The sequence below is a fragment of the Arthrobacter sp. TJ-270 genome, assembly GCF_058269075.1.
This window is the reverse complement of sequence record NZ_JBZCNB010000001.1, coordinates 582,488-605,761: the sequence shown is the minus strand read 5'-3', so window position 1 is coordinate 605,761 and position 23,274 is coordinate 582,488. Positions and strand designations below refer to the sequence as shown.

23 protein-coding genes and 1 tRNA gene are annotated in these 23,274 nt (G+C 64.4%); 15 read left to right on the top strand and 9 right to left on the bottom strand.

What is annotated here, in order from left to right:
- Positions 1-62: 62 nt before the first annotated feature.
- The 5 genes from AC4D2M_RS02895 to AC4D2M_RS02875 all read left to right on the top strand — a co-directional run bounded on the left by AC4D2M_RS02895 (position 63) and on the right by AC4D2M_RS02875 (position 6,697).
- The gene (locus AC4D2M_RS02895) at positions 63-1,217 is read left to right on the top strand and encodes an FAD-dependent monooxygenase (RefSeq protein WP_490889815.1); all 1,155 of its coding nucleotides are present in this window, start codon (positions 63-65) and stop codon (positions 1,215-1,217) included.
- 58 nt (positions 1,218-1,275) lie between these two features.
- A complete protein-coding gene (locus AC4D2M_RS02890) occupies positions 1,276-1,890 on the top strand; it encodes a TetR/AcrR family transcriptional regulator (protein WP_490889813.1) in 615 nt (204 codons plus the stop codon).
- Positions 1,891-1,906: 16 nt separating this feature from the next.
- The gene (locus AC4D2M_RS02885) at positions 1,907-4,462 is read left to right on the top strand and encodes an MMPL family transporter (RefSeq protein WP_490889812.1); all 2,556 of its coding nucleotides are present in this window, start codon (positions 1,907-1,909) and stop codon (positions 4,460-4,462) included.
- Between the two features lie 70 nt (positions 4,463-4,532).
- Positions 4,533-6,041 (top strand): amino acid permease, encoded by a 1,509-nt coding sequence (locus tag AC4D2M_RS02880; protein ID WP_490889810.1) that lies wholly within the window; start codon positions 4,533-4,535, stop codon positions 6,039-6,041.
- A gap of 44 nt (positions 6,042-6,085) precedes the next feature.
- Positions 6,086-6,697: a TetR/AcrR family transcriptional regulator gene (locus AC4D2M_RS02875; protein ID WP_490889808.1), complete on the top strand. Its 612-nt coding sequence runs from the start codon at positions 6,086-6,088 to the stop codon at positions 6,695-6,697.
- 48 nt (positions 6,698-6,745) lie between these two features.
- Here the strand turns inward: AC4D2M_RS02875 and AC4D2M_RS02870 are convergent, their stop codons facing one another.
- Positions 6,746-8,242 (bottom strand): catalase, encoded by a 1,497-nt coding sequence (locus tag AC4D2M_RS02870; RefSeq protein WP_490889807.1) that lies wholly within the window; start codon positions 8,240-8,242, stop codon positions 6,746-6,748.
- Positions 8,243-8,256: 14 nt separating this feature from the next.
- A complete protein-coding gene (locus AC4D2M_RS02865; RefSeq protein ID WP_490889805.1) occupies positions 8,257-8,733 on the bottom strand; it encodes a Fur family transcriptional regulator in 477 nt (158 codons plus the stop codon).
- 91 nt (positions 8,734-8,824) lie between these two features.
- Between AC4D2M_RS02865 and AC4D2M_RS02860 the strand changes: the two genes are divergently transcribed.
- Both AC4D2M_RS02860 and AC4D2M_RS02855 read left to right on the top strand, forming a co-directional pair.
- A complete protein-coding gene (locus AC4D2M_RS02860) occupies positions 8,825-9,577 on the top strand; it encodes an alpha/beta fold hydrolase (RefSeq protein WP_490889803.1) in 753 nt (250 codons plus the stop codon).
- Positions 9,564-10,253 (top strand): esterase/lipase family protein, encoded by a 690-nt coding sequence (locus AC4D2M_RS02855; protein WP_490889802.1) that lies wholly within the window; start codon positions 9,564-9,566, stop codon positions 10,251-10,253. The genes AC4D2M_RS02860 and AC4D2M_RS02855 overlap by 14 nt, the downstream gene beginning before the upstream one ends.
- Before the next feature lie 4 nt (positions 10,254-10,257).
- Here the strand turns inward: AC4D2M_RS02855 and AC4D2M_RS02850 are convergent, their stop codons facing one another.
- Positions 10,258-10,998 carry an MBL fold metallo-hydrolase gene (locus AC4D2M_RS02850; protein WP_490889800.1) on the bottom strand — a complete coding sequence of 247 codons (741 nt, stop codon included), beginning with the start codon at positions 10,996-10,998 and terminating at the stop codon, positions 10,258-10,260.
- Positions 10,999-11,136: 138 nt separating this feature from the next.
- Between AC4D2M_RS02850 and AC4D2M_RS02845 the strand changes: the two genes are divergently transcribed.
- A complete protein-coding gene (locus AC4D2M_RS02845) occupies positions 11,137-12,408 on the top strand; it encodes an MFS transporter (protein WP_490889799.1) in 1,272 nt (423 codons plus the stop codon).
- 4 nt (positions 12,409-12,412) lie between these two features.
- Here the strand turns inward: AC4D2M_RS02845 and nagB are convergent, their stop codons facing one another.
- The gene (gene nagB, locus AC4D2M_RS02840) at positions 12,413-13,186 is read right to left on the bottom strand and encodes a glucosamine-6-phosphate deaminase (RefSeq protein ID WP_490889797.1); all 774 of its coding nucleotides are present in this window, start codon (positions 13,184-13,186) and stop codon (positions 12,413-12,415) included.
- 2 nt (positions 13,187-13,188) lie between these two features.
- Positions 13,189-14,403 carry an N-acetylglucosamine-6-phosphate deacetylase gene (nagA, locus tag AC4D2M_RS02835; RefSeq protein WP_490889795.1) on the bottom strand — a complete coding sequence of 405 codons (1,215 nt, stop codon included), beginning with the start codon at positions 14,401-14,403 and terminating at the stop codon, positions 13,189-13,191.
- 163 nt (positions 14,404-14,566) lie between these two features.
- Here nagA and AC4D2M_RS02830 point away from each other — a divergent pair, with 163 nt between their 5' ends.
- The gene (locus AC4D2M_RS02830) at positions 14,567-15,214 is read left to right on the top strand and encodes a 4a-hydroxytetrahydrobiopterin dehydratase (RefSeq protein ID WP_490889793.1); all 648 of its coding nucleotides are present in this window, start codon (positions 14,567-14,569) and stop codon (positions 15,212-15,214) included.
- A gap of 76 nt (positions 15,215-15,290) precedes the next feature.
- A complete protein-coding gene (gene htpX, locus AC4D2M_RS02825; protein ID WP_490889791.1) occupies positions 15,291-16,169 on the top strand; it encodes a zinc metalloprotease HtpX in 879 nt (292 codons plus the stop codon).
- 80 nt (positions 16,170-16,249) lie between these two features.
- On the opposite strand, the gene AC4D2M_RS02820 is transcribed toward htpX, so the two are convergent.
- Positions 16,250-16,738 carry a YajQ family cyclic di-GMP-binding protein gene (locus AC4D2M_RS02820; protein WP_309071229.1) on the bottom strand — a complete coding sequence of 163 codons (489 nt, stop codon included), beginning with the start codon at positions 16,736-16,738 and terminating at the stop codon, positions 16,250-16,252.
- A gap of 214 nt (positions 16,739-16,952) precedes the next feature.
- On the opposite strand from AC4D2M_RS02820, the gene AC4D2M_RS02815 reads away from it, so the two are divergent.
- Positions 16,953-17,034 (top strand) — tRNA-Tyr (locus AC4D2M_RS02815).
- A 119-nt stretch (positions 17,035-17,153) separates the two neighbouring features.
- Here AC4D2M_RS02815 and AC4D2M_RS02810 read toward each other — a convergent pair.
- Complete coding sequence (locus AC4D2M_RS02810; protein WP_490889790.1) at positions 17,154-17,861, bottom strand: hypothetical protein; 708 nt, start codon at positions 17,859-17,861, stop codon at positions 17,154-17,156.
- A gap of 111 nt (positions 17,862-17,972) precedes the next feature.
- Here AC4D2M_RS02810 and AC4D2M_RS02805 point away from each other — a divergent pair, with 111 nt between their 5' ends.
- Positions 17,973-18,305 (top strand): TfoX/Sxy family protein, encoded by a 333-nt coding sequence (locus AC4D2M_RS02805; RefSeq protein ID WP_490889789.1) that lies wholly within the window; start codon positions 17,973-17,975, stop codon positions 18,303-18,305.
- A 112-nt stretch (positions 18,306-18,417) separates the two neighbouring features.
- The gene (gene trxA, locus AC4D2M_RS02800; protein ID WP_490889788.1) at positions 18,418-18,819 is read left to right on the top strand and encodes a thioredoxin; all 402 of its coding nucleotides are present in this window, start codon (positions 18,418-18,420) and stop codon (positions 18,817-18,819) included.
- A gap of 62 nt (positions 18,820-18,881) precedes the next feature.
- Here trxA and AC4D2M_RS02795 read toward each other — a convergent pair whose 3' ends face one another.
- Complete coding sequence (locus tag AC4D2M_RS02795; RefSeq protein ID WP_490889786.1) at positions 18,882-19,631, bottom strand: SDR family oxidoreductase; 750 nt, start codon at positions 19,629-19,631, stop codon at positions 18,882-18,884.
- 40 nt (positions 19,632-19,671) lie between these two features.
- Positions 19,672-20,634, bottom strand: a complete 963-nt coding sequence (locus AC4D2M_RS02790) for a DNA-3-methyladenine glycosylase family protein (protein ID WP_490889784.1) — start codon at positions 20,632-20,634, stop codon at positions 19,672-19,674.
- A gap of 77 nt (positions 20,635-20,711) precedes the next feature.
- Here AC4D2M_RS02790 and AC4D2M_RS02785 point away from each other — a divergent pair, with 77 nt between their 5' ends.
- The gene (locus tag AC4D2M_RS02785; protein WP_490889782.1) at positions 20,712-22,088 is read left to right on the top strand and encodes a cystathionine beta-synthase; all 1,377 of its coding nucleotides are present in this window, start codon (positions 20,712-20,714) and stop codon (positions 22,086-22,088) included.
- Positions 22,089-22,116: 28 nt separating this feature from the next.
- Positions 22,117-23,271, top strand: a complete 1,155-nt coding sequence (locus AC4D2M_RS02780) for a cystathionine gamma-synthase (protein ID WP_490889781.1) — start codon at positions 22,117-22,119, stop codon at positions 23,269-23,271.
- Positions 23,272-23,274 lie beyond the last annotated feature (3 nt).

The following is a 23,274-nucleotide window of genomic DNA, read 5'->3' as shown; positions in this document are numbered from 1 at the left end:
GACACGCCCTTCCGCGCCCAGCAGTTGGGGGAACCGGTACGCGCTCACAGGAAGGACCGACCGTGAAGGCCATCATCATCGGTGCGGGAATTGCCGGTCTCGCCACGGCGAAGAACCTTGCGGACATCGGCTGGCAGGTGGAGATTCTTGAGATTTCCCGTGGCCCGAGAACCGAGGGCTACATGATGGATTTCTTCGGTCCAGGCTACGACGCTGCCGAGAAGATGGGCGTCCTGCCCGCTCTGAAGGCCCGCGCATACGCAGTCGAAGAGGTGTCCTATTTCGACGCGAAGGGGCGCACAACCGGGCGGCTCAGCTTCAAGCGCTTCGCGGACGCGGTCAACGGTCGGCTGCTGAGCATCATGCGGCCGGATCTGGAGGAAGCGCTGCGGGAAAGCCTCCCCGAGCCCGTCCGGCTCCGCTGCGGCGTAACGTTCGCTCGAATCGAGAACAACGACGACGGCGTGCGCGTCCATACCTCCGACGGTGGGGTTGTCGAGGGCGATCTGCTGGTGGGTGCTGACGGGATCCACTCGGCCGTGCGGGAAGCCGTCTTCGGTCCGGAAGAACGGTTCATCAAGTACCTCGGATTCCACACCGCAGCCTTCATCTTCGACGATGACGAGGTCAACGAACAGGTCAGCGGCAAGTTTGCCCTCAGCGATACGAGGAACAGGCAAATCGGGTTGTATGGGCTGCGGGGCACCAGGGTAGCGGCCTTCCTGCTCCACCGGGATGCTTCACCTTCCCTGCCGGCGAATCGGAGGGAAGCGCTGCGCTGCGAATTTGCCGGCGCCGGTTGGCTCGCACCGCGTGCCCTCGGTCAGACGCCCGCTGACCCCTATTACGACGTCGTCGCGCAGATCCATATGGACCGCTGGCACTACGGCCGGGTGGTCCTGGTGGGCGATGCGTGCCAGGCAGTGTCGCTGCTCGCCGGCCAGGGATCCTCACTGGCGATTGCGGGAGCCCGTGTGCTGGTGAATCATCTGGGCGAGTCCGCGTCGATCGCAGACGGTCTCGCCGCCTATCAGAACCACTGGATGCCCGTTGCGCGGGAGAGGCAGGAAACGGGCAGGCGTGCAGCGCGCTGGTTCCTGCCGTCGTCAGGCGCGGAACTGGTGCTGCGCCGCCTGATGCTGAGGCTTTCCGGTCTTCCGTTCATCAGCCGGTTCATCGGCAATTCACTGGCGGGTAAGTCCGTGTCTGTGCGCTAACGTTTTACGCCCCCTTCAAAACTTGCACGGTGTGCAAACTTGCACCTAGTGTAAGTACGTGACAGAACAGCAGATCAGCCGCCGCGAGCAGAACAAGCTTGAGACCCGGCGGGCTATCGCCCATGCGGCCCTCGACCTGGCGCGAACGCACGGCATGGGCGGCTTCACGGCAGAGCAGATCGCCGACCAGGCAAATGTCTCCCGCCGGACCTTCTTCAACTACTTCCACAGCCCCGAAGAGGCACTGATCGTATCCACGGAGTCCTTCCTGGACCGCGCGGAAGCCGAGTTGGCGGCACGCCCCAAGGATGAGCCCATCCTGGACGCCATGATCGCCGCTCTCGCCGCCACCACGAAGGTGGAAAACCTGAAGGACTGCGGTGACCTCTTCCGCATGTCCGCCGGTAGCCCGGACCTCCTCGGCACCCATCTGCTCGCCTGGGAGCGCGCCGAAGCCCGCATCATCAGCGCGGTGGAGCACCGGCTGCAGGGCCAGGCCTCGACCCTCTATATCCACGCGCTCGTCGGTTCACTGCTGTCCTGCGCCAAGGCGGCAATGCGCGAGTGGGCATCGGGTGAAAATCCGGATGTCGACGCCGCGCAAACCCTCGAAAACTTCATCGTCGCAACGCTGAACATGCTGCGCGACGGCTTCTCCCACCCAACGCTCTAATCCAGGACGCACAATCATGGCATTCCTCCTGTACCGACTCGGTTCCTTCGCCTATCGCCGCCGCTGGTGGGTGGTTTCCGCCTGGCTGGCCATCATGGTCGCTGTGGGCGGCTCCGCCGTCGCCTTCTCCGGCACCCTGAGCAACAACTTCACCATCCCCGGCACCGAATCCCAGCGCGTCCTCAACCAGCTCAAACAGGAGATGCCCGAGGCCGTCGGCGGCATGGGAACCATCGTTTTCCAGAGCCCGGACGGCGAGTTCACCGGCGAACAGAAGGAGGCAGTCAGCACGGCCCTCACCGATGTTGCCGACCTCGAGGGCGTCGAAGCGGTCATCGATCCGTTCGTGACCGCCCAGCAGCTTGCCGACAGCCGCGACGAGATCGAGAACGGCCGGGCGGAACTCGAGACCGGAGCGCAGCAGCTGGCCGACGGCGCCGCCCAACTCGACGCCGGACAGGCGCAGCTTGATGAGCAGCGTGCGCAGTTCGAGGCCGGGAAATCCTTCCTTCCCGCTGAGCAGATCGACGCGACCGTGGCGCAACTCGACGCGGCCCAGGCCGAGATCGACGCCCAGCGCGGGCAGCTCGACCAGGGCCAGGCAGAGCTCGACGCCGCGCGCGTTGAGCTCGAGCGCGGTGAGCGCCTCCTCGAGGCCTCCTCCGGTGTGCAGTTCGTGTCCGACGACGAAACCACAGCGGTTGCGAGCGTCCAGTTCACTACGGCGGTCGACGCCGTCACGCCCGAGACCCGCGAAGCGGTGCAGGAAGCTGCAGCCGCCGCCGCCGACGCAGGTGTGAATGTCGAGTACAGCAAGGAGATCGTCCAGGACATCTCTGAAATCTTCGGGCCGGCGGAGGTCATCGGCCTCCTCGTCGCCGCCGTCGTCCTGATTGTCATGCTCGGAACGCTGGTAGCTGCCGGGCTGCCGCTCCTCATGGCGATTGTCGGCGTAGGTGTCGGCGTCGGAGTCACCTTCGCCCTCACCGGGGTCATCCAAATGAGCTCGATTTCACCCGTGCTCGCGCTGATGCTGGGCCTCGCCGTCGGAATCGACTACTCACTTTTCATTGTCAACCGCCACCGCACCCAACTGCTCCGTGGCATGCCGCTGCAGGAGTCCATCGCCCGCGCCACCGGTACCGCCGGAAACGCCGTCCTGTTCGCGGGCATCACGGTCATCATCGCGCTGGCTGCGCTCGCGGTCCCCGGCCTGCCGTTCCTGACGATCCTCGGTCTCTCCGCTGCCGGAACCGTTGCCGTTGCCGTGCTCGTTGCCCTGACCCTGACCCCCGCGCTGCTCGGCTTCATGGGCCGCAAGGTGATCTCCAGTCGCCGCTGGAAGACGGCGCACCCAGCGAGCGAAGCGGAGGCGGACAAACACTCCGTGGATGATTCATATGCCGCCGGTCGGGGTTGGGGCGGCATCGTCACCCGCAAGCCGATCCTGACGGTCCTGGCCGGCGTCGTCGCGCTCGGTGTTCTGGCGCTCCCGGCGCTTGAACTGCGTGTAGGGCTGCCCGACGGCGGATCCGAGCCCGCCGATTCCACCGCTTACCAGGCCTACACACTGGTGGGGGAGAAGTTCGGTGAGGGCACCAACGGTCCGTTGCTGGTTGTCGGTGAGCTGCCGGCGATCGAGGAAGAAGGCGAACGCACGGACCTTCGGCTCGACGTCGCCGACCGCCTCGCTGGAATCGACGACATCGTGGCCGCCGTCCCGGCCGGCATCAGCGACGACGGGCGGACCGCCATTTACCAGGTCATCCCCGAGGCAGGCCCCGCGAGTGAAAGCACCGAGCAACTGGTCCGCGACCTGCGCGCCGAGGCCGACAGCATCGAGGACGCTACCGGCGTGACCGTATCCGTCACCGGGCAGACCGCCGCGAACATCGACGTGTCCGCCAAGCTCATGGAAGCGATGCCGCTGTATCTGGGCATCGTCGTCGGGCTGTCACTGATCCTGCTGCTCCTGGTATTCCGCTCCATCCTGGTGCCGCTCATTGCCACGGCAGGGTTCCTGCTCTCACTGATGGCAAGCTTCGGCGCAACGGTCGCGATCTACCAGTGGGGCTGGCTGGGGGACATTTTCGGCGTGACCAACCCCGGTCCGATCCTGAGCTTCCTGCCCATCATCCTCATCGGCGTGCTCTTCGGGCTAGCCATGGACTACCAGATGTTCCTCGTGTCCGGCATGCGCGAGTCCTTCGTGCACGGCCGGCCCGCTAGGGAAGCCGTCCGGGTCGGGTTCAGCCACGGTGCGCGGGTGGTGACAGCCGCCGCGATCATCATGGTGGCGGTGTTTGCGGGCTTCGTGTTCTCGCACCTGACAATGGTCCGGCCGATCGGTTTCGGGCTGGCGTTCGGCGTGCTGCTCGACGCGTTCATTGTCCGTATGACGCTGATTCCGGCGGCCATGCACCTGCTTGGCCGTTCGGCCTGGTGGCTGCCCCGGTGGCTGGACCGCATCCTTCCGGATGTCGATGTCGAGGGCGCGCGCCTGGTGGAGAAAACGGACGACGACGGCGCACGCCGGCTCCCGGCGTCGGAGCCGGTTCCGACGGGACACTGACAATTAGGTGCGTCCATAACGGAATCACTACAATTGTCCGGTCACATTTCCCCAGCAAGGACATACAGCCGTGAATCTTTTCCGTACCAAGTCGGTCGAACAATCGATCGCAGACTCAGGTGAGAAGGGCCGCACACTCAAGCGGTCGCTGAACACCTGGGACCTCATGATCATGGGAGTCGCCGTTGCGGTCGGCGCAGGCATCTTTTCGGTCGGCGCTCAGGCAGCGGCCTTCAACGCCGGCCCGGCAGTGACCCTCTCGTTTGTCCTGGCCGCCGTCACCTGTGCTCTGGCCATCATGTGCTACGCCGAGTTCGCCACGGCCATCCCCGTGGCAGGCAGCGCCTACGTCTTCACGTACGCCACGATGGGAGAGATGCTTGCCTGGATCATCGGCTGGAACCTGATCCTTGAGCTGCTCATGGCCGGTGCTGTCATCGCGAAGTTCTGGGGCGTGTATCTCAGTGACCTGTTCGCGGTGCTCAACCTCGATGTGCCGTCACAGATCAGCTTCCTGGGTGTCCCGATGTACTGGGGGCCGCTGATCATCGTCGCGGTCTTCACGGTGATTCTGGTGCTCGGAACGAAGCTTTCCGCCCGGGTGAACAACATCTTCACGATCATCAAGATCGCCATCGTCCTGTTCGTCATCGTGGTCGGCTTCTTCTATGTCAACGGCGAGAACTACACACCGTTTGTCCCGGCAGCGGAACCGCCGGCTGAGGTAGACAGCAGCTGGACAACGCAGCCGTTTCTTTCCTTCCTCAGCGGCGCGACGCCCGCGATGTACGGCTTCACCGGCATCATTTCCGGTGCGGCGCTGGTGTTCTTCGCGTTCATCGGATTCGACGTCGTCGCCACGTCCGCCGAGGAAGTGAAGGATCCGCAGAAGACCCTCCCGCGCGGAATCTTCGGCGGCCTGGCGCTGGTGACCGTGCTCTACATCCTCGTCACCCTCGCGGTGACCGGCATGGTCTCCTACCGCGACCTTGCAGCAACGGAATCGCCGTCATTGGCCACCGCATTCCAGCTCGTGGGCGCGGACTGGGCCGCCGGAATCATCTCCGTAGGAAGCCTCATCGGGCTGACTACGGTGATCATGGTCCTGCTCATGGGCCTGGCACGTGTGATTTTTGCGATGAGCCGCGACGGACTGATGCCGCGTGCACTGAGCCGAACCTCGGAGAAGCGCAGCACTCCCGCTCGTACGCAGATCCTCTGCGGCGTCGTTGTGGCCCTCCTGGCCGGCTTCACCGAGGTTGAGCTGCTCGCCGAGATGATCAACATTGGGACTCTCTCAGCGTTCGTCACCGTCAGCCTGGGCATCCTGATTCTCCGGAAGAAGCGCCCGGACCTCAAGCCGTCCTTCCGTGTGCCGTTCGGCAAGGTCATCCCGATCATGTCAGCGCTGCTCTGCTTCTACCTCATGCTGAATCTGGCCACCGTAACCTGGGTGTTCTTCGGTATCTGGCTCGTTGTCGGGTTCGCGATCTACTTCGCCTACGGGCAGCGCCATTCAAGGCTGGCAACGGAAGCTGCGGGCCACCCGGAACGGGACGAAGTGCGCACCGGCGCCTAGGAAGCGGCCAGCGGGGGCGGGCCCTGCGCCTGTACTATGCAGCCATGGCCCGCCCCCCGAACCCGGAACGCAAGAACGAGCTCCTCGATCAGATTGTCGAGTACCTTCTCGACAAGACCTTCGCGAGCCTGAGCTTCCGCACCCTGGCCGATGGCCTCGGCATCAGCAGCTACGTGCTTGTGTACCATTTCGGCAACCGCGAGGAACTCGTCAACGAGATCGTCCGGCACATTGAAGGCCGTCACGATGTCCTTAAACAGGAAAAGTCCGAGGACCTGACCCCGGACGGCTTCCGCAAGTGGCTGGTGGGCGGCTGGAATTCCCTGCTGATGGAGCGCAACCGCCACCTGCAGCGGCTGGAAATCGAGGCCGCCGTGCAGGATCCGGTGAGCCCGGCTCCGCGGGGTAGCGCGACGGAAAAGTTCGCGTACTGGCACTCGTTCATTACGGACTGGCTGATCGCCCAGGGACTTCCCCGCGAGCGGGCCAATCCCGCGGCTCGTGTCTTCACCTCGGGCCTGTACGGGCTCCAGTATGACTACGTCCTGAACAACGACCGGCCGGCTGTGGAGGAAGCACTCAATGTTCTGCTTGATCAGTTGATTCAAACCCTCGACACAGTGCTGGGCGGCGAGGTCAATGCTTCAAGCGGATAAAAATGAGCGGGTGGGCCATCCGGCCCACCCGCTCATTTCTGGTTCTGCCTAGAACTTGTTGGCGGCCTCAGCCTCGGAGTTTTGAGCTGCACCTGATCCGTTGCCGAGGTTGGCGCGGAGCTTCGCGCCGAGGTCAGCATCGACATTGGTCCAGTACTGGATAGCGCGCTCGCGGATGTGTGCGATGGTCACGCCGCCAACCGCTCCGGTGATGGTCTCCAGGAAGCGGGCCTTCTCGCCGTCGTCGAACACCTCCCGGTAAAGGGTGCCTGCCTGGCCGAAGTCATCATCCTCGGCGTGGAGGCTATGCGCAGTGCGTACCAGGTCGCCGTCGTTCTCCCAGCCGCCGTGCGCACCGTACTGTGCCGGGTCGGCCGCGGGGCCGCCCACCGAGTTGGGAGCGTAGACGGGAGTCTGCGGGGAGTTGAAGGCGTAGCGGGCAGCGCCGTCCTTCGAGTAGTTGCGTACCTCGTTCTTCGGTGCGTTCACCGGCAGCTGCGCGTGGTTGGTGCCCACGCGGTAACGGTGCGCATCTGCGTAGGAGAAGATGCGGGCCTGCAGCATGCGGTCCGGAGAAGCGGCGATACCCGGCACGAAGTTCGACGGCGCGAAGGTTGCCTGCTCGATCTGCGCAAAGTAGTTCTCGGGGTTGCGGTTCAGGGTCAGCTTGCCGACCGGGATCAGCGGGTAGTCAGCGTGCGGCCACACCTTGGTGAGGTCGAACGGGTTGAACCGGTAGTCCTTGGCGTCACTGTAGGGCATGACCTGGACCTTGAGGTCCCAGCTGGGGAAGTTGCCCTCCTGGATGTTCTCGTAAAGGTCGCGGATGTGGTGGTCGGCGTCCGAGCCGGCCAGTGCCTCAGCCTCGTCGGTGGTGAGGACCTCGTGGCCCTGGTTGGACTTGAAGTGGTACTTGACCCAGAACTTCTCGCCGCCCTCGTTGATCCACTGGTAGGTGTGCGAACCGTAGCCGTTCATGGTGCGCCAGGAGGCGGGAAGGCCGCGGTCGCCCATCAGCCAGGTCACCTGGTGTGCAGACTCGGGAGAGAGGGTCCAGAAGTCCCACTGCATGTCTGCATCGCGCAGGTTGGAGCCGGGGAGGCGCTTCTGGGAGTGGATGAAGTCCGGGAACTTGATGCCGTCGCGGATGAAGAACACCGGAGTGTTGTTACCGACGAGGTCGTAGTTGCCTTCGGAGGTGTAGAACTTCAGGGCGAAGCCACGGGGGTCGCGCCAGGTGTCAGGGGAGCCCTGCTCGCCTGCAACGGAGGAGAAGCGCAGCAGAGTCTCGGTCTTCGCGCCCGGCTGGAAGAGTGCGGCCTTGGTGTACTTGCTCACGTCTTCGGTGGCTTCGAAGACACCGAACGCGCCGCCGCCCTTGGCGTGCACTACGCGCTCGGGAACGCGCTCGCGGTTGAACTGAGCGAGCTTCTCGATCAGGTAGTGGTCAGTCAGCGGGATGGCGCCGTCGCGGCCCAGTGCTGAGGAATTGCTGTCGTCAACAACCGGGGCACCCGATTGGGTCGTGCTGAAGTTGGCAGTCATGGATTCTCCTTCTTTCAATGATTAATTACTAGTTCGGGAAGTTCGAGATTCTTTTCACGGCAGTCAGCGCAGAGGCCCTGATAGACCACGTCGGCGATCTGGATAGTCATCTGACTGGATCCGGGAGACCAGTGCGGCGTGAGGCAGGGTGCGTGTCCAACGGCGCAGTCCACGTCCTCGATCCGGCCGCACCCCGTGCACACGGCGTGGTGGTGGTTGTCGTTGACCCTTGTCTCATAGCGCGCGGGGGAGTGTGGCGGTTCAATCCTCCGCAGCAGCCCGCTCGTAGTGAGGTCGGAGAGCACGACGTATACCGACTGCACGGTGATGTCGGCGAGTTCGGCGCGGGCCGCTGTGACGACGTCGTCGGCGGTTGAATGCGGCGACCGCTCGACGGCGGTAAGGACCGCCAGACGCTGCTTGGTTACCCTGCGTCCCACTGAACGCAGGGACGCAGCCCAGGTGTCAGCGGAGACGGTTTGCTCGGTCATGGGAACAGTCAACCACTTATTTTGACCAATTCATAATAGGGCGCGCACGTACCGTAGTCTGGGGGAAGACATCACTATGAAGGGTTGTGGAATGGGCCGTACGCCCTGGGAAGAAGTGCGCCAGGAGCGCATTGGAGACTGCGTTGTGACCGTGCGAAGCGTTGGGCACGGGGAGGCGGTTGTTCTCGTTCACGGAATCGGTGTTTCCGCCCGCTACTTCCAGAGACTCGCCACCGAGCTTGCAGTCACCAATACTGTGTACGCGATCGAGATGCCTGGGTTCGGCGCGTCTCCCGGGCCTGGGCGGCCCTTGTCCGTGCCCGAGCTCGGCGACATCGTGCTAGCGGCGCTACGCAGGCTGGACCTCAGCAGCGTCGTGCTCGTGGGCCACTCGATGGGCTGCCAGGTGGCGACGGAAACCGCTGCCCGCGCGCCGGAACTGGTCCACAAGCTGGTGCTGCTCGGTCCCACCGTGAACGATCGCGAGCGCTCGATCCGCATGCAGGCGCTGCGTCTGGCACAGGACACGCTGCGTGAATCACCCGCGGCGAACTGGATTGTGTTCACCGACTACCTGCGCGCGATCGTCCCCTATATGCGGACGCTTCCCGCAATGGTGAACCACAGGCTCGAGGAGGCGCTTCCGCAGGTTGCCTGCCCGATAGTTCTGGTACGCGGGGAGCGTGACCCTATTGTGCCTTCTGACTGGCTGGAGCGCCTGGCCGCTGTGAACCCGAACAGCACAATCGTGGAGGTCCCCGGGGTGCCCCACGTCCTGATGCACAGCCGACCTGAAGAGACCGCCCGCGGGGTCCTCACTGGAGACCCGCGTGCTGCTGCTTAGGCGCGGGTGGGCCTGGGCGCTCGATTATGCCTACGTCGCCTTCTGGCAGGTCCGCGGTTTCATCTTCAGGGGTGATGCCCGCCGTCAGTTGTCCGGAGACGCGGCGCCTGTTGTCCTGCTCCCCGGCATCTATGAGCCCTGGCAGTTCATGCATCCCGTGGCCTCCCACCTTCACGGCAACGGACACCCTGTCCATGCGGTCACGGCGCTGGGATACAACCGCGGGAGCGTTCCTGCGATGGCGGAGCTGGTGGCGCAGTATCTTCGTGAACGTGACCTCAACGACGTCGTTCTCGTGGCCCACAGCAAGGGCGGGCTGATCGGCAAATACGTCATGACCCTTCCCGACTCGGCGCCGCGCATCCGTCAGCTGGTTGCCGTGAACTCGCCGTTCTCAGGCTCGGTCTATGCCATGTTCGCGCTGTTGCCCAGCCTGCGCGCCTTTTCCCCGCGGAACCGGACATTGAACGCCCTGCGGGCCAACCTGGACGTCAATTCACACATCACGTCCATCTATGGGACGTTCGATCCGCACATCCCGGGCGGCAGCGAACTGGTGGGCGCTGCGAACGTGCAACTGGATGTGATGGGGCATTTCCGGATACTGGGGAACAGGCGGCTGCTGGAAGCCGTCGACGCCGCGATCGCGGCACATGCGCCGGATCCGGCGGTGTAGTGCTCTAGGAAGGGCCGATGCTCTTGGCGATTGCGACGGCGTCGGCCGGGCTTGAAAGCCACGGCTCACCGTGTCCGGTGAGCACCTTGTCAGCAGGCAGCGCCGCAAGCCGGTCGAGCGAGTCAAGCGCCAGCGGCGAGTTGGCAGTTGCTGCTCCGGAAACGATCTGCGGTCCCTTCACCCCGGTGTAGGGGTTCAGCGTGACGAAGGCATCCCCGCAGATGAGTACCCGCCGGTCGGGGAAGTGGAGGGCGATGTGACCGTCGGTATGCCCGGGTACGTGGAGCACCTCCGGTGTTCCGGGCAGGTTGTTCGCTATTCCGGGCGTCAGGGGGAGGGTGTCGGTAACACCGCGAACGTTCATTGCTCCGGCAAGTGTCATCCGCCCAAGGATGGGCAGGCTGCCGGGGTTGTGCAGCGGGACTGTCAAACGGTTCAGCTCGTGCTTGTAGCGGTAGGGGTGGGCGGCGATATAGGCGTCATCCGGATGGACGAGAATCGGCAGCCGGTACGTGCTCCGCAGTTTGGCGGCGACCCCCACGTGGTCGAAGTGCCCGTGCGTGAGGACCAGCGCCACCACGGAGTCCTCAAATCCCAGTTCACGCAGCGCTGCGCGGATACGCGGCCAGATCCCGGGCAGGCCGGCGTCGACAATCATGACGCGTCCGTCCTGCTCGATGAAGTAGACGTTCACGTGGGCGTGTTCGAGCCAGTGGATGCCTTCGGCGACCTCGCTGGTGAGCATGGCGATTCCCTCCCGTTATCAATCCCGCTGTGGGAGCAACCATAGCCATCGGAGCAGGGAAAGTCAGCAGGCTGATGAACCGTTCGGGCGTACGCGAGTCGTTGCTGGAGGTAACCGCTTTGCCGGTAGACTTGCCCGGTGCCCAGACTCCTCGCCGACATTACGCCGCTGAGGGAAAGTCCGGCCTTCCGCCGGATGTATTTCGGAACCGCACTCTCTGCGATCGGCACCAACCTCACCCTTGTGGCGGTCAGCCTGCAGGTTTACGACATCACCGGCTCCAGTCTCAACGTGGGCCTGATCGGGTTGTTTGCCCTGGTGCCGCTCATCTTCGCCGGGTTGTATGGCGGCGCCGTCGCGGATGCCCACGACCGCCGCAAGGTGGCGCTGCTGTCCGGATTCGGATTGTGGGGCTCGACAATCGGCATTGCGGTGCAGGCATGGAGCGGTGCCGACAATGTCTGGCTGCTGTACATTCTGATCGCCGTGCACAGCGGATTTGCCGGTATCAACCAGCCGACGCGGACCGCCATCATTCCAAGACTGGTGCGCCCGGAACTGCTGCCGGCCGCCAATGCCCTTTCGATGATCACCTTCGGGCTCGCCTTCACAGTGGGTCCCATGCTTGCCGGACTGCTCATCGCGCAGGTGGGCTACGGCTGGACCTACACGATCGACGTCGTTACCTTCACTGCCGCGCTGTGGGCGCTGTTTCGGCTCCCCCCGATGCCGCCGGATGGCCCGGTGCGCCGCGCCGGTCTCAGCACCGTCATCGAAGGCTTCCAGTATCTCGGCACGCGTCCCAACATCCGGATGACTTTCCTCATCGACCTCGCCGCAATGGTCATGGCGCAGCCACGGGTGCTCCTGCCGGCGGTGGGTGCTGTGTTTATCGGGGGCGGCGAGCTGACGGTCGGAATCCTGCTCGCGGCGACCGCATTCGGGGCAGTTCTCTCGGGCCTGTTTTCCGGCCCACTGGGACTGGTCCACCGCCAGGGCCGGGCTGTCCAGTGGGCAGTGGTCGGCTGGGGTGCATCAATCAGCGGTTTCGGACTCGTGGTCATTCTGGCCGGACGCTCTCCCGACGGCGGGATGACGCCGTGGATCATTCCCGCCGCCGTCTGCCTACTACTGGCCGGTGTCTCTGATTCGGTCAGCGGCGTGTTCCGGAGCACCATCCTGCAGTCAGCCACTCCTGATGCGATGCGCGGGCGGCTGCAGGGCGTGTTCATCGTCGTCGTTGCAGGCGGCCCCAGGCTGGGCGAGCTGGTCGGCGGAGGGTTCGCCGAGTGGATCGGCGAGGGCTGGACAGCCCTGTGGGGCGGGGTCGTCTGCATGCTGCTCGTGCTGCTGCTGGCCCGGCTTCAGCCGCGCTTCGGTCAGTACGATTCGCGCAACCCCGAGCCCTGACCTGTTACCGGCCCAGCCGGTCGTTCAGATCCTGCGCCCGCCGGTAGTAGTCGGTGAGCTGCAGCTCAGAGGCGGCCTCCGCATCAAGAATGACGACGGCGCGCGGATGCAGCTGGAGGACTGATGCGGGGCAGAAAGCACTCAACGGGCCCTCTATCATCGCCCGGACAGCGGAAGCCTTTCTGGCACCGAGTGCCACGAGCACAGCCTGCCTCGCCTCACCGATTGTGCCGAGCCCCTGGGTCAGGCAAAGCTGTGGGACTTCACCTCCGGGGAAGAACCGCGCGTTATCCTTCAGGGTGGCGCGGGCCAGCGTTTTGATCCTTGTGCGCGAGTTCAGGGACGACGTCGGCTCGTTGAATCCGATGTGCCCGTTCGCACCGATGCCCAGGATCTGGACATCGATTCCTCCGGCGGCGCGGATCGCTGCGTCGTACCGGGCGGCTTCAGCGGGCAGGTCTTCGACATCCCCATGTGGAGTGAGCAGCCGGGAGGGCGGAAGATCTACGTGGTCGACGATTTCCCGCCGGATGGTGGAGTGGTACGACTGTTCATGATCCAGGGGTAGGCCCGCGTACTCATCGAGAGTGAACGCAGTGGTGTCGCTGAAGCTCAGTTCTTCTTCCCGGTGGCCCCGGATGAGCTCCCGGTAGATTCCCGCGGGCGAACTGCCGGTTGCCAGTCCCAGTACCGCCGGTCCGCGCCGCACCCGCGCTTCGATGATGTCCGCGGCTCGCGAGCCGACCTGTTCCGGTGAGTCACAGATGATGACCTGCACGGTTACGTACCTCCACTTGTCGGCTGCTTCAGGAGGGCGCCGGCGCGGTATACCTGCAGAACCTCGAGCTCGTTCGAGGTGACCAGTACATCTGCTCTGCGTCCCGGCGCGAGCGTGCCGACGTCGTCGTTCCCGATCAGGCGCGCCGGGGTCGAGGAGGCAGCGGCGACCGCGTCCACGAGCGGGATGCCCCAGTCGCGGCACCGGCGGACGTTCTCCAGCAACCGGCTTGTGCCGCCGGCGATCGCGCCTTGACCCTCAGGGGAGGCAAGTCGCGCCGTGCCGCCTTGCACCTCGACGTCCAATCCGCCGAGAGTGTACGTTCCGTCCGTCATTCCGGCGGCGGCCATGGCGTCCGTGATGAGCGCGATGCCGTCCGGGCCGACCAGCCCGAAGACCATCCGGACAGTGTCCGGGTCCAGGTGAGCGCCGTCGGCGATGAGTTCGAGCACCATGGATTCCGGCGCACGCCGGGCGGTCTCCAACAGCACGGCAATAGGGCCCGGGTGGCGATGATCAAGCGGCGGCATCCGGTTGAAGAGATGGGTGGCTGACCACGGTCCCTGTGGGCCGGACTCGAGGGCCCCGCGCACCCGGGTGGATGTCGCGGCGGTATGCCCGATCGACGGTACGACGCCGTGCTCCCGGCACAGCGCGACGAGCTCGTCGAAGGAGGCGGTCTCGGGGGCGAGTGTGATGGACCGGATGGTCCCCCGCCCGGCCTCCAGCCACGAACGGAGCAGGTCCGGGTCACCGTCGATGATCGCTGCCGGGTTCTGCGCCCCGCACATCTCGGCGGCGATGAACGGACCCTCCAGATGGAGGCCGGCCAGCGTGCCGTCGTCTACGAGGTCACGCAGCGCCCCGATCTGTTCCAGCAGCTCGTCAGCCGGGGCGGAGACCAGCGAGGCAAGCAGCGATGTCGTTCCGCTGGCCGCATGGTGGGCGGCAACCGCGCGGGCTTCTTCCTGGTCGGCGGAGAAGGTGTACCCTCCACCGCCGTGACAGTGGAGGTCCACGAACCCCGGCAGGATCAGCGGAACCCGGTCGACGCGGTCCGGGCTGCCGGGCGGAAGGGCCGACGCCGGACCGCACCATTCGATGCGGTCCCCGGCGAGCCAGACGGCGCCGTCGTCAATTTCTTCCGCACCCGGCCGGCCTGTTATCAGCCCGCCGCGGAGTACCCGGTGCGGACCGGTGCGCACCTCTTCCCGCATGCGGTGCACCTTCCCTTGATTACGTCTGGACAGGGCTCACTGTCGTGGCGGCGTCCACTCTTGTCAACTTACTCATGCCCTCACACGGCCGAGACCTGACGTTAGCGCCAGCCCTCAACGAATAGCCCGTTACACCGTTCCCATACCGCGACATACTGGGGTCATGGACAAGCTCACCAGCACGCAGATTCTCGAAGCAGGGCTCGATGACTGGCGCCAGCTCGCGCAGGGCATCCACGCCCGGTTCCGTACGGGCAGCTTCACCGCGGGCCTGCGGTTCCTCACGGCCATCACCGAGGCCGCCGAAGCGGCAAACCACCACCCGGACGTCACCCTCACCTACCCGTACGTTGACCTGAAACTGATCAGTCACGACGTCGGAGCGCTGACAAATCGCGATGTAAACCTCGCCCGGACCATCAGCTCCATTGCGAGTGACCAGGGCCTTAAGCCACAACCGGTGGCGCTCGCTGAGGTGGAACTGGCGCTTGATACCGCCGCGCTCGCCGCCGCCGGACCGTTTTGGGCCGCCCTGCTCACCGGCGACGCCGGCAACGTGGACGGTGACGACGTCGTCGACCCCGCCGGCCGCGTCCCCTTGCTCTGGTTCCAGGACACCGACGCGCACGAGACTCCGCGCCAACGGTTCCATCTGGACGTCTGGGTGCCTCATGACATGGCCGAGGCCCGTATCGCCGCGGCTGTCGCGGCCGGAGGCGCCGTCGTCGACGATTCGCAGGCGCCGTCCTTCACGGTGCTGGCCGACGGCGAGGGCAACCGCGCGTGCGTCTGCACGGTCCTCGAACGCTGAGGGGCCGCGCAGCGACTGTGGAACAGCTGACATCACACGGCCGTTGTACCGGTAGGTAACCCAACAAGGAGAACAGGTGCACAACCACTTCAACGGGGCCAAGACGGCCCTGCTCTTCGGATCCCTCATGGGGATTTTCCTGCTGTTCGGCGCCGTCATTGCCTCGGCCACGCGCAGTTCGGCGTTCCTGTGGATCTTCGCGCTGATCGGCGTCGGTTCGATCGCGTACAGCTACTGGAACAGCGACAAGCTCGCCATCCGCAGCATGAAAGCCGTTCCGGTGACGGAGCAGCAGGCACCGGCGATGTACCGCATCGTGCGTGAACTCAGCACGAAAGCGGGCAAGCCCATGCCCCGCCTGTACGTCTCGCCGACCATGGCGCCGAATGCCTTCGCCACCGGCCGAAACCCGGAGAACGCGGCGGTCTGCTGCACCCAGGGCATCCTGCAGATCCTCAACGAGCGGGAACTGCGCGGGGTGCTCGGGCACGAACTCATGCACGTCTATAACCGCGACATCCTGACCGGATCGGTCGCAGCCGCGGTCGCCGGCGTCATCACCTCCGTGGCGCAGATGTTTGCCTTCACCGGCATGATGGGCGGACACCGCGGCCAGGGTGGAAACCCGATTGCGGCGTTGCTGCTCGCCTTTCTCGCCCCGCTCGCAGCAGGGTTGATCCAGATGGCGATCGGCCGTACCCGCGAATATGACGCCGACGAGGACGGCGCCCGTCTCACCGGCGACCCGCTGGCCCTCGCCTCCGCACTGCGAAAGCTGGAGCGCGGAACCCAGCAGGCACCGCTGCCCCAGAGTCAGCAGTTGGTCAACACGTCCCATCTCATGATCGTCAACCCGTTCCGCGGCGGCGGGGTGCAGAAGCTGTTCGCCTCGCACCCGCCGATGGAGCAGCGCATTTCCCGACTTGAAGGTATGGCGGGCCGGGCCCTCCAGTAGCCCCGGCACTGCGTCCAGTACGACGACGGCGACGCTCCCTGGCAAGGGAGCGTCGCCGTCGTCGTTGGTTGGTGGTCCGCCTAGCGGAAGTTCACGAACTGGAGGTCAGCCTCGTCGAAGTTCTTGAGCAGAGCCATGGTGGCCTGCAGGTCATCGCGGGACTTGGAGCTGACGCGAAGCTCGTCGCCCTGGATCTGAGACTTGACACCCTTGGGAGCCTCGTCGCGGATGAGCTTGTTGATCTTCTTGGCGACGTCCTGGGCGATGCCCTCCTTGATGGAGGTTTCGAGCCGGAATTCCTTGCCCGAGGGGTACGGCTCGCCCGTGTCGAGCGACTTGAGCGAAATGCCGCGCTTGATCATCTTGGACTGCAGGACGTCCAGCACCGCGAGGACGCGCTCTTCGGAGTTGGCTTTCATGAGGATCTTCTCGCCGCTGAAATCCACCTCGGCGCCGACGCCCTTGAAGTCGTAGCGCTGGGCGAGTTCCTTCTGTGCCTGGTTCAGCGCGTTGGCGACTTCCTGCTTGTCTACCTTGCTCACAACATCAAATGTGGATTCGCTGGCCACCGTTGCCTCCTTCTAAGGTTGGTTTTTTCCTGCTTCTACCCTAAATCACGCCGTCGAAACGGGCGGCTCTCATCCGTGGCTGAAACGGTGGCGGGCGGCCTCCGAGCCCTTAATTTTCAGCCTCCGACGCCCGATTCGATTATGGGCGGGATGTTCTGTAAAGTTGTTTTGCCTGCGGACGGCGATCCGCAGGTGGTCTTCTTCGAAGACGTTCGGCAGATTACCCGAGCGGCCAAAGGGGGCTGACTGTAAATCAGCTGGCACAGCCTACGGGGGTTCGAATCCCTCATCTGCCACTCGCCACGAAGGCCCGTACTACCCGAGAAACACAGGGGAGTGCGGGCCTTTCGCTTTGCCCAGCTGGACAGCGCCCACTACGGCCGACACTCGCTTTAGTAGAGCGTTGAGGTCAGAACTAGCCCGGGTAGTTCCACTCCCACCCGCTATCGGTCCAATAATCCTCATAGATGAGGATTCCTGAGGGCGTTTCCACGTCGAGCAAGACTATGCCCCTTACATTTTCACCAGGACCGATTGAGCTGGGAAGTAGAACGGAGTCGTCGAGGCAGAACAACGTAGCGCTAGTATCCGCGCTGGCGTTCGAAGATGTGCCATTAGGGGCGATAGTTCGGAACATGGCGGAAGACATGTCGAAGCTCGTCAGTATTGAGTCGGGTTCCGCCATCGCTGGAGAGGTCTGTACTGACACGTCAACGGCCAGGAACACACCGTTCTGCGCCGGCTCGACGTAATCCTCGGTGCAGATGACGTCCGGGGTGATGCTGTTGACGACGAACGTCGCTAATGGCTCGCCGTTCTCACCCAGAATGCCAGCAGCTTCACCAATGTCTTTGACTAGGTTCCCTCGCACTGAGGTTTCAACCTCCGGTGCTTCGGTCGTGGGCTCCTCAGTGGGTTCCCCGGTAATCTCCTCGGTGGATTCCTCTGTCACCTCCTTCGGCGGTTCTTGGGTAGGTGCAGCTGTCGTTGGCTCGGGTTCCGGGGTGGGTTCGGCTGCGGGAGGGACGCTCGGAGCGGCCACGTCGTCGCCAACATCGGTCCCTCCACAGCCAGTCAGCAGAAGCGTGAGTATCGCAGCGGTGAGAGCGTGCTTATTGTTCATCGTTTCCCCCTCGGAAGATGTCTGTCTTGCAAGTATGGTCTCCGCGGTATAAGCGCGGAAGAGTAGGCGGGGTAGCACCGCCAATCAGGGCAACCGCACCATAATGGCCATATGGCGTACGACATCGAACTTGCCAACCGGATCCGGAAAGTTGTGCAAAACGAACCGGGGCTGAGCGAAAGACGTATGTTCGGCGGGTTGGCTTTTCTGATCAACGGCAACATGGCCGTATGCGCCAGTAGCCAGGGCGGACTGCTCCTGCGCGTGGATTCCACCCAGACGGAGACGATGATTGACCGCGATCACGTGCGCCGTTTCGAAATGCGCGGTCGAGCAGTAACCGGTTGGCTGCACGTGGACGTTGCTGTGCTTGAAACGGATGAGCAACTGCAGAGCTGGGTGGATCACGGCCTCAAGTCCGCTCGACCTCTGGAACCCAAGTAGTGGGTTAACCGAGTCGGACGACGCCGGGGGAACCATATGCCGTTGTACCAAGCGGCCTCGCGCGGAGCGAACAGGACGAGACATCTGCGCCGATTCTCGTTAGCGTGAAGATATGGCAACTATTGACATCACTGAGGCAACCTTCCCCGAGACCATCGAAACGAATGACATTGTGTTCGTGGATTTCTGGGCTGAATGGTGTGGCCCGTGCAAGCAGTTTGCTCCCGTGTACGACGCCGTGTCCCAGCAGCACGACGACGTCACCTTCGCCAAGGTGGACACCGAAGCCGAGCAGTCGCTCGCCGCGGCAGCAGGCATCACCTCGATCCCCACGCTGATGGCGTTCCGCGAGAAGGTTTTGGTCTTCTCGCAGCCGGGCGCGCTGAATAACAACCAGTTCAGCGAGCTGGTCGAAGCCGTCAAGGGGCTGGACATGAAGGAAGTCCACGCGCAGGTCGCGGAGCAGCAGGCGAAGGCCAAGGCCGAGGCTGACGGCGCGCAACCCCAGGCGTAACCAGACTTCACTCCAGAGGCCCGGATCCCCGATCACGCGTCGGGCTCCGGGCCTCGGTGTGTTCAGACGGTTCTTCGAGGAGCGCGCTGAAGCCACTCGTCGAAGGTTTGCTTGCCGATATCGGAGCCAGGCTGGGCGAGCAGGGTTCCATTCCGCATGGCCCGCCCGAATCCGCCCGGAAGGGGAACTTCGATAACCTTTCCCTTCGCCCCGGTGGCCTCTGCCCACCGCCGGCTGAGGTCGGCCATCCGCTCCATCCGAGGCCCCGCGAGGTCTGAGACTCGCTGCGAGGGGCCAGCCTCTGCAAGTTCCACCAGCCTCACGGCTACCTCATTGGCGGCGACGGGCTGGGACCGCATGGCCGGCACCGCGGACACAGGGCCAGCCTTCATCCTCGTGAAGATCTGGCCGGCGAACTCGTGGAACTGTGTCGCGCGGAGGATTGTCCAGGGCACATCGCCTTCACTGAGCTGCTGTTCCTGCTTGACCTTTCCCGCGTAGTAGCCGTGGGGCGCCCGGTCGATCCCAACGATCGAGAGGAGCAGGTAGTGGCTGACGCCTGCCGCCCGTCCCGCAGTTAGAAGCTTCCCGGTCACCGTTGTGAAGAACTTCGTCGATTTTGCGGCACTGACTGTCTCCTTCGATGTGACGTCAAGGACCACGTCGACACCGCTCAGATCGAGCGGCTCAGTGGCTGCGAGGTCCACTCCCTCCGACCTGCTGAGCACATCGACCTGATGCCCGCGCTCACGGGCACGCTCGACGACGTATCGGCCAACCGTTCCTGTACCTCCGGCAACAGCAATCCGCATGGCATGATCCTTCTTCTCTGGGCACGCTGCTAATCAGAACCTACCGCCGCCGGTGGTCCTCCGGTGAAAGCCGCGGCCCGTAGGCCTGCTTCCGGAACCCGCTCGCATAGAGCATCCGCACCACACGTTGACGCTGCCCGGCCCAGGGCTTGAGCAGTTCGAGCATCCCCGCGTCATCCGTGCGCTCGCCGGTCAGTGCCGCTCCGACGTACGCCGCAAGGTGGAAGTCCCCGACCGAGATGGAGTCCGGACAGCCGTGGGTGCGCTGAAGCACCTCGGCGGTTGTCCATACACCGATTCCGGGGATCGAGCACAGCCCCGCGTGCACACCGGCAGCATCGAGACCGGCCAACCGTTCCAGACCGGAGGCGACGCCGGCCGCCCTCAGCGCGGCCGCAGATCGCTTCGCATCCACTCCGGCCCGATGCCATTCCCATGACGTTACGCGGCGCCACTGTGCGGCCGTAGGAGGTAGCCGCAGCTCCCGCGGCGCGCCCGGAGCGGCAGGAGCGGGATCCCCGAAGCGGCTCACCAGATACCGCCAGGCGCGCTTCGCCTCGAGTCCAGTCACCTTCTGCTCCAGAATCACGCGGACGACGACGTCGAGCATCCTTCCGGTCGCGGGCAACCGCAGACCGGGCTGCAGATAGCGGCCTTTCCTCGCGAGTTCAGGCAAGCCTGCCGCGAAGCCGGGCGCATCAAATCCGCTCCAGTCATCGAGCAGTCCCACCAACCGCGGTACAGAGTCGAGGGCACGTGCGGCGCCTGGACCCCACGCCGTCGCATGCACCACAGACGACCGCAGCCCGCCCCGCTGCGACAGACGCAGGGTCGCCGCGCCGTCGTCGTTCCGGAAGGCCATCCACACCGCGCCGTCACCGAAAATCACTGTCGGATCGTGAGGACCGCACTGCAACGGCCCCACCGAGGCCAGCAGCGCATAGGCTCCCTCCGGCTCCACGACTGCCGACAGGGCGGCTGGAGCGGAAGCAGTGAGGGTCATGGAGTTAATGCTCGCACGGGCGGGTGACAGTTCCTTCAGGTCGGGGAGTGTCGGTGCCTCGCGGTAACTTGTTAACCATGAAGTTCGCCAACTCCGTCGTGGATCTGATCGGTAACACCCCACTCATCAAACTCAACAGGGTGACGGAGGGGATCGCCGCAACGGTCCTGGTGAAGGTGGAGTACCTGAATCCGGGCGGGTCCGTGAAGGACCGCATCGCGGTCAAGATCATCGACGCTGCGGAGAAAGAGGGCAGGCTCAAGCCCGGCGGCACAATCATCGAGCCCACGTCGGGGAACACCGGCGTCGGGCTGGCGCTCATTGCACAGCAGCGCGGTTACAAGTGCATCTTCGTGGTCCCGGACAAGGTGGGCGTGGACAAGCGCAACGTCCTGGCTGCTTATGGTGCCGAGGTTGTTGTCACTCCCACAGCGGTCGCGCCGGACAGCCCCCAGTCGTATTACGGCGTCTCCGATCGCCTCACCCGCGAGATCCCGGGTGCGTTCAAGCCCGACCAGTTCTCCAACCCCAACGGCCCACTCAGCCACTACGAGACCACCGGCCCGGAGATTTGGCGTGACACCGAGGGCCAGATCACCCACTTCGTCACCGGCGTCGGGACCGGCGGTACCATCAGCGGCACCGGCCGCTACCTCAAGGACGTCTCGAGGGACCGTGAGTCCGGTCCCGTCCGCGTCATCGGCGCTGATCCGGAAGGTTCTGTCTACTCGGGCGGCTCAGGGCGGCCGTACTTCGTTGAGGGCGTCGGCGAGGACATGTGGCCGGACGCCTATGATCCATCAGTCCCGGACCAGATCATCGCAGTGAACGACGCCGACAGTTTCGCCATGACCCGCAGGCTCGCCCGGGAAGAGGGCCTGCTGGTCGGCGGCTCCTCGGGTATGGCGGTGACGGCTGCGCTTCGGGCGGCGAAGGACCTCACCGAGGACGATGTCGTCGTCGTCCTGCTTCCCGACAGCGGCCGCGGTTACCTTGGCAAAATCTTCAACGACGACTGGATGAAGTCCTATGGCTTCATGGACAGCGGCGACGAGGCAACGGTCGGCGAAGTCCTCCGATCAAAGAACGGGTCCCTCCCGGACCTGGTACACACCCACCCGAACGAGACCGTCCGTGACGTCATCATGATCATGAACGAGTTCGGCGTGTCCAATATCCCGGTCCTGTCCCAGGAGCCCCCGGTGGTCATGGGGGAGGTCCTCGGGTCGGTCGATGAACGGCTGCTCACCGAGAAGATCTTCCACGGCACTGCCAAGCTCACAGACAAGATCTCCCAGCACATGGCCGAGAAGATGCCGATCATCGGTTCGCTCGAGTCGGTGACCACCGCGCGTGAACGCCTGCAGGACAGTGACACACTGATGGTTACGTTCGTCGGGGCTCCCGTGGGAATACTTACGCGCCACGACCTGCTGACGTACCTGAGCAGCTAAATCACTATTGCGATTGGATAGGCGAGCAATGTCTTCAGGAAACGGCTTCAACACCCGTGCGGTCCACGCCGGCCAGACACCGGACCCCACCACCGGCGCGGTCATCCCGCCGCTGTACCAGACCACCACCTTCGCACAGGACGGCATCGGCAAGCTGCGCAACGGGTATGAGTACGGCCGCGGCACCAACCCCACCCGGGACTCGCTGCAGGCGCAGCTCGCGGCGCTTGAGGGTGCAGAGCACGCGTTCAGCTTCTCGTCCGGCCTCGCCGCTGAGGATGCCCTCATCCGCGCAGCGCTGAGGCCCGGCGATCACATCGTGTTGGGTAACGACGCGTATGGCGGAACGTACCGGCTCATCAACCGCGTGCTCGCTGACTGGGGCATCACCAACTCTGCGGTCGACATGTCGGATCTTGACGCGGTGGAGAAGGCGGTTGCTTCGGGGAACACCCGCATGGTGTGGGTCGAGACGCCGTCCAACCCGATGATGAAGGTCACCGACATCGCGGCGCTCGCCGAGGTCGCCGGGAAGGCAGGCGCCCTGCTGGTCGTCGACAATACCTTCGCCACTCCGTATCTACAGCAGCCGCTCTCCTTTGGTGCGGACGTCGTCGTTCATTCGACCACCAAGTACATTGGCGGGCATTCGGATGCCAGCGGTGGCGCCGTCGTGCTCAACGACGCTGACCTCGCCGAGAAGGTGGGTTTCATCCAGTTCGCGGTGGGTGCGGTCTCCGCCCCCATGGAGGCCTGGCTCACCACCCGCGGCCTGAAGACCCTTGGCGTGCGGATGGACCGGCACAGCTCGAATGCGCTCGCGATTGCCCAGTGGCTCTCCGGACGGGACGAAGTTGAGAAGGTCTACTACCCTGGCCTTCCGGAACACCCGGGACATGAGCTCGCGGCCCGCCAGATGCGTGACTTCGGCGGCATGATCTCCGTGTCCTTCAAGGGCGGCGAGCAGGCTGCACGTACCGTCGCAGAATCCACCGAGCTCTTCACGCTCGCCGAATCCCTCGGCGGGATCGAATCCCTGATGAACTACCCGTCGGATATGACGCACGCGTCGGTGAAGGGAACCGAGCTCGCGGTTCCGGACAACCTGGTGCGCCTCTCCGTGGGAATCGAGGACGTCGAGGACCTCATTGCGGATCTCGCAAAGGCATTCGCGAACCTCTAGAAC

What these genes read in the sequence shown, in the direction of transcription:
- AC4D2M_RS02885 (WP_490889812.1), top strand. Translation starts at nt 1,907, where the DNA reads ATGGCATTCCTCCTGTACCGACTCGGTTCCTTCGCCTATCGCCGCCGC.
- AC4D2M_RS02875 (WP_490889808.1), top strand. Translation starts at nt 6,086, where the DNA reads ATGGCCCGCCCCCCGAACCCGGAACGCAAGAACGAGCTCCTCGATCAG.
- AC4D2M_RS02870 (WP_490889807.1), bottom strand. Translation starts at nt 8,242, where the DNA reads ATGACTGCCAACTTCAGCACGACCCAATCGGGTGCCCCGGTTGTTGAC.
- AC4D2M_RS02865 (WP_490889805.1), bottom strand. Translation starts at nt 8,733, where the DNA reads ATGACCGAGCAAACCGTCTCCGCTGACACCTGGGCTGCGTCCCTGCGT.
- AC4D2M_RS02860 (WP_490889803.1), top strand. Translation starts at nt 8,825, where the DNA reads ATGGGCCGTACGCCCTGGGAAGAAGTGCGCCAGGAGCGCATTGGAGAC.
- AC4D2M_RS02850 (WP_490889800.1), bottom strand. Translation starts at nt 10,998, where the DNA reads ATGCTCACCAGCGAGGTCGCCGAAGGCATCCACTGGCTCGAACACGCC.
- nagA (WP_490889795.1), bottom strand. Translation starts at nt 14,403, where the DNA reads ATGCGGGAAGAGGTGCGCACCGGTCCGCACCGGGTACTCCGCGGCGGG.
- AC4D2M_RS02830 (WP_490889793.1), top strand. Translation starts at nt 14,567, where the DNA reads ATGGACAAGCTCACCAGCACGCAGATTCTCGAAGCAGGGCTCGATGAC.
- AC4D2M_RS02810 (WP_490889790.1), bottom strand. Translation starts at nt 17,861, where the DNA reads ATGAACAATAAGCACGCTCTCACCGCTGCGATACTCACGCTTCTGCTG.
- AC4D2M_RS02805 (WP_490889789.1), top strand. Translation starts at nt 17,973, where the DNA reads ATGGCGTACGACATCGAACTTGCCAACCGGATCCGGAAAGTTGTGCAA.
- trxA (WP_490889788.1), top strand. Translation starts at nt 18,418, where the DNA reads ATGGCAACTATTGACATCACTGAGGCAACCTTCCCCGAGACCATCGAA.
- AC4D2M_RS02795 (WP_490889786.1), bottom strand. Translation starts at nt 19,631, where the DNA reads ATGCGGATTGCTGTTGCCGGAGGTACAGGAACGGTTGGCCGATACGTC.
- AC4D2M_RS02790 (WP_490889784.1), bottom strand. Translation starts at nt 20,634, where the DNA reads ATGACCCTCACTGCTTCCGCTCCAGCCGCCCTGTCGGCAGTCGTGGAG.
- AC4D2M_RS02785 (WP_490889782.1), top strand. Translation starts at nt 20,712, where the DNA reads ATGAAGTTCGCCAACTCCGTCGTGGATCTGATCGGTAACACCCCACTC.
- AC4D2M_RS02780 (WP_490889781.1), top strand. Translation starts at nt 22,117, where the DNA reads ATGTCTTCAGGAAACGGCTTCAACACCCGTGCGGTCCACGCCGGCCAG.